Source organism: Verrucomicrobiota bacterium (assembly GCA_016871675.1).
In the GTDB taxonomy this organism is placed as follows: domain Bacteria; phylum Verrucomicrobiota; class Verrucomicrobiia; order Limisphaerales; family VHCN01; genus VHCN01.
The window spans coordinates 1-4,371 of record VHCN01000121.1 but is presented as its reverse complement, the minus strand read 5'-3'; the positions used below and the strand labels follow the sequence as shown (position 1 = coordinate 4,371).

At 66.6% G+C, this 4,371-nt stretch carries 6 protein-coding genes; 3 read left to right on the top strand and 3 right to left on the bottom strand.

The genetic code is table 11. The features are described from left to right. Positions 1 to 269: 269 nt before the first annotated feature. On the bottom strand, positions 270 to 1,124 hold the full coding sequence (locus FJ386_15095) for a hypothetical protein (GenBank protein MBM3878012.1): 855 nt from the start codon (positions 1,122 to 1,124) through the stop codon (positions 270 to 272). 3 nt (positions 1,125 to 1,127) lie between these two features. Beyond that, complete coding sequence (locus FJ386_15090) at positions 1,128 to 2,069, bottom strand: SGNH/GDSL hydrolase family protein (protein ID MBM3878011.1); 942 nt, start codon at positions 2,067 to 2,069, stop codon at positions 1,128 to 1,130. Positions 2,070 to 2,074: 5 nt separating this feature from the next. On the opposite strand from FJ386_15090, the gene FJ386_15085 reads away from it, so the two are divergent. Both FJ386_15085 and FJ386_15080 read left to right on the top strand, forming a co-directional pair. After that, positions 2,075 to 2,281 carry a hypothetical protein gene (locus FJ386_15085; GenBank protein MBM3878010.1) on the top strand — a complete coding sequence of 69 codons (207 nt, stop codon included), beginning with the start codon at positions 2,075 to 2,077 and terminating at the stop codon, positions 2,279 to 2,281. A gap of 57 nt (positions 2,282 to 2,338) precedes the next feature. Next, a complete protein-coding gene (locus tag FJ386_15080; protein ID MBM3878009.1) occupies positions 2,339 to 2,467 on the top strand; it encodes a hypothetical protein in 129 nt (42 codons plus the stop codon). Positions 2,468 to 2,473: 6 nt separating this feature from the next. On the opposite strand, the gene FJ386_15075 is transcribed toward FJ386_15080, so the two are convergent. Beyond that, a complete protein-coding gene (locus tag FJ386_15075) occupies positions 2,474 to 4,144 on the bottom strand; it encodes a response regulator (GenBank protein ID MBM3878008.1) in 1,671 nt (556 codons plus the stop codon). Positions 4,145 to 4,254: 110 nt separating this feature from the next. Between FJ386_15075 and FJ386_15070 the strand changes: the two genes are divergently transcribed. Beyond that, the coding region (locus tag FJ386_15070) for a hypothetical protein (GenBank protein ID MBM3878007.1) at positions 4,255 to 4,371 on the top strand (117 nt) is incomplete at its 3' end.

The window sequence follows — 4,371 nt, the reverse complement described above, 5'->3', positions numbered from 1 at the left end:
GGGCGACGCGAGCAGCGGCTCGCTGGCGATGACCTCCATGCGAAAGCCGGACGGGAGCTTGAAGGCCGCGGCGCTCTCTTCGGGCGTGCGCGGTTTCGGCGCATCGGTGGGCGGCGGGATCTGCGCGGTGCAAGTGCCAGTCGCGGCGACGAGTGCCATTAACCAACCTTGTGCGCGACGCGCCACGCCGCTTTCGTGCGCCGTGGTGTTACTCAAGAGCGGTGTCGCTGCTGCGCTCTGCGACCGCATTCCATTGGAGCCGGCGCGCATCACTTGGCGGTGACTCCCGACCTCGCGTAGCCCTTCACGGTGTCCCACGCGATCTGGCGGAGCAACGGGTCGAGGTCGGGGCTGAGCTTGTCGAGCGCGGTGTTCGGGGTCTTCAAGCCGGTGGGCGAGATGCGATAGATGCACGCAAAGTTGCAGTAGGTCGCGAGCGCGAGGATGGGTTCCTTGCCGTGGCCGATGGGGTCGGTGAAGAGGTCGGTCTGCTTCGTGAGGCCGGGAGCTTTGCCGGCGGCGATGAGTTCACGGAGCTTCATCACCGCGTCGCCAACGGGGACGATGCTGACGGCGTCGCGGCCGAGCTTCCGGTTGAGCGCGTTGACTTGGGATTCGAGGTTTGAACGGAATCGGAGGTTCGCGGCGCGCACGATGTCGAGCGCGCGCGTGTCGCGGTCGTCGTTCTTGGCGACCTTGTCGGTGCCTTCCCAGCCGTCCCACGGCGTCCACGAATGCTGCACGAGGAAGCGCATCCTGGGATTCTGCTTCGCGCCTAGCTCGACGAAGTTGTCAATGCCTGGGTCCGGCAGAAACACGTGCGGCGACATGGTCATCACGTCCACCGTGCCCTCGGTGAGCGCGGGGCGGGCCTTATTTTTCTCGGCGGGAAGTTCCCAGTGCTGGATGACCTTGGAGCCGCCGATCATCTGCTGGCCGGCGAGGACGTGGCCCTCGATGCCCGCGGCCTTCGCGAGCGGCGCGAGGCGCGGAGCGACGAAGATGTGAAAGCTGTGCGCGGTGACGAAGACGCGCTCGCCCTTCGGCGGGGCCGCGAGGTCGGCGGAAAAGGCGTGGCCGCAAAGGACGCTAAAGGTCGCAAGGAAGAGGCGGAGTGAGTTCATGGATTAGTTGGTCGTGGTGGTCGCTGCGGAGATTTGCCTGGCCAGCTCGGCGGCCTTCGCCTGCGCTTCGGCGAGCGGCATGCCGGTCTTCATGCCGGGGCGCGTGTGTTTCGTTTCGGCGAGCCACGCGTCCTTCATCATGCGCTGACGCTGCTGCACGAGCTTGAGCACGGCGTCGCCGTTCGGATGCATCGCGAGCATGGCCTTCGGGTCCGCGGCGGACACGATGCCCTTGGCGCCGAGGTGCAGGAGGATTTCCTTCGCGATGAGCCAGTGGCCGGCTTCATTGCAATGCACGCCGTCACCGGCGAGGAAAAACTTCGGGTCCTTGGCGCGCTGCTCGGCGAGATGGCGTGACATCGGGCCGTTCACGTCCACGACGTCCCAGCCGGCGTTGCGCTGCGAGACGAGCCACGCGGAATAGCGCGCGAGCGTGTCGGTGTAGCCGGGCTTTCCGCCTTTCACTTCGTCGAAGACCGGCGGCGTGACGTGCAGCACCTTCGCGCCGTGCGCGGCGCACGCCTTGCGCAGGCGCTCCATGCCGTCGCGATACTTGGCGAAGCGCTCCCCGGAGAACGGCAGGTAGATGCCGCAGTTCATCCCGTAGCAGGCGACGACGAGGTCGGGCCTGGCCTTCGCAAGCACGCGCTCGAGCCGCTCGTGCAAGTCGGGGCGCGGGAACTTGCCGCCGGCGTGGCCGTCTTCGCTCAGCCCGCTCACGGTCTCGCTCGGCAGGCCGATGTCGAGGAACTCAACTTCGCGCTCCGGAGTGCGAAGGCGGTGATACGTCTCGATGAACTCCACGTATTGCCCCGCGTAAGTGATGCTGTCGCCGAGGAACACGATGCGCCGGGGGAGTGCGACTTGGGGCGCGGCATTCGCCGTGGGCGTCGTGGGGACGGCGAGGACGGCAGTAAACAGGAGGACGGGAAGGAGTGGTTGCATGGAGTATGGATTGGCGCGCGGACGCGGCTATTCAGCGGGAAGCGCGCCATCCGGGCGGCATCACGATGAGCGACGAGGCCGTCGCGACCCGCCCCGGCATCTCCCCGAACACCGTCGCGACGCACAAGCGGCGCGCGTTCGCCAAGCTCGGCGCGCACAATCTCGCCGCCGCGCGGAGCCGCTGGGCCGCCCCGACGCGGGCCGAATCGTGAAATCACCGGCGCCGCCGGGAGCGCCGATCGACGGGTTGGGACGCCGGCGTGGCCGTGATGAAAGTCGGCGACAAGGTGAAACTGACGATCCCGCCGGCCATGGCTTACGGGGCGCGAGGTTTTCCCGGCGCGGTCCCGCCGAATGCGACGCGGGTCTTTGAGGTCGAGCTGCTCGCGGTGCGCTGAGCCGCGTCACTTCGCCTGGATCTTGAAGAGGCTCTTGTCGGTGCGGATGAAGAGGGCGTTGTCCACGATCGCGTAGGAGGCGAGCGTGCCTTCGCCGAGTTTGTTTTCCCCGAGTTTCTCGAAGGTCTTGCCGGGCTTGAGGACGAAGCCGGTGCCCGCCTCGTTTTGCATGAAGACCTTGCCGTCGGCGAACACCGGCGAGGCGGAGAATCCGCCGGCGAGCCGCTCGCTCCAATGGAGTTTGCCGGTCTTCGCATCGAGGCAGGTGGCGAAGCCGTTGTCTGAGGCGGCGTAGATTTCATCGCCGACGACGAGCAGCGACGGCGTCTTGGGCGCGTTCTCGGAGTGCGTCCATGCCACGTGAGTGTCGGTCACATCCCCCTGCCCGTCGGGACGGATGGCGAGGATGTTGGCGCGGTCAAACCCGCTGCTCAAGAAGACAAGCCCGTGCGCGAACACCGGCCGCGGCACGACCGAGTAGCCTTGTCCGTATCGCACGCGCCAGATTTCCTTGCCGGACTTGGGGTCGAGCGCGCACACGACGCCGCTGCCCGGACTGATGATCTGCTTCTGCCCCTTGACGGTGATGACCAGCGGCGTGCTGAAGGAGAATTTCCGCCCCGCGTCGCTCACGCGCGAGGTGCGCCAGAGCAGCTTGCCGTCGGACTTCGCGATGGCGACGATGAACGGGTCACTTGCGCCGTCGCAACTGAAGACCATGGCGTCGTCGGTGAGCGCGGGCGACCCTCCGTTGCCATGCACGGACGAGTATTTGAACTGCGAATTGCGCCAAAGCACCTTGCCGTCGAGGTCGAGGCACGCGCTGCCGAGGTGGCCGAAATGAACGTAGAGCCGCCTGCCCTCCACGATGGGCGTCGGGCTGGCGTGCGAGTTCTTGGAGTGCGCCTTGTCGGCGGGGTTCTGAAAAACTTCGACGCCCCAACGCGTGCTGCCGTCGCGCGCGTCGAGCGCGAGCGCGCGGAGCGAGAGGCTTGATTCGGCCTCGTTGGCCACCGCGGCGGTCAGGTAGATCACGCCGTCCACGACCACCGGGGACGACCAACCCTTGCCGGGGACGGCCTTTTTCCACGCGATGTTCTTCGTCGCGCTCCACTCGGCGGGCAAGCCCTTCGCGGTGGCGATGCCCTGCCCGGTCGGACCGCGGAATTCGGGCCAGTTCTCGCCGCGTGCGCCGAGGACGACCGGCAGGAGGAGGAGGAAGCCAAGTGTGAGGATGCGATTCATGGGGTGGATTTCAGGTGTGCGATGGACGTGGCGGGAACGGGCGCTATTCGGCGGGCAGGGAGTGGGACGGCTGCGGTGCATCCGCGCCCGCCTCTCCAGCGCCTCGATCAGGCTCTGCTTGCCGCCGCGCGAGGTGATCAGCACGGCGTGAAACGGCGCGATGTTGCGCTCGCGGATGCGCTTGATGGGTTCCAGCCCCGTGACTTCCGGCATCAACCAATCCACGGGCGCGAGTCGCACCGTGTGGTCGTGCTGAAGCACCTGCCAGGCTTCCTCCCCGTCCGACGCTGGAAGAACACCATAGCCCCATTTGCCCGGGACACTCAGGAGCAACCGGCACCCGGATGGATCGTCGTCAGCGACGAGGACTTTCTTCTGCGAACAGGCGCGATACAGGCAACACTCACGAAACGACCGGGCAAGCGCCGCCACTCACAAGGAATCCTGCGCGCACGCGCAACGCCCAAATGCCGCCCGAAACTTCCACTCGCCTTGCCGCCGCGATTGGCTAACCTCTGCGCCCTGTTTTTGTCGCGCCGCGCATGATGACCAGCACGCAAATCCGCCAGTCGTTCCTCGACTTCTTCCGGTCGAAGCAACACACCATCGTCCCCTCGTCCTCGCTCATGCCGGACAGCCCGAACCTGCTGTTCACCAAC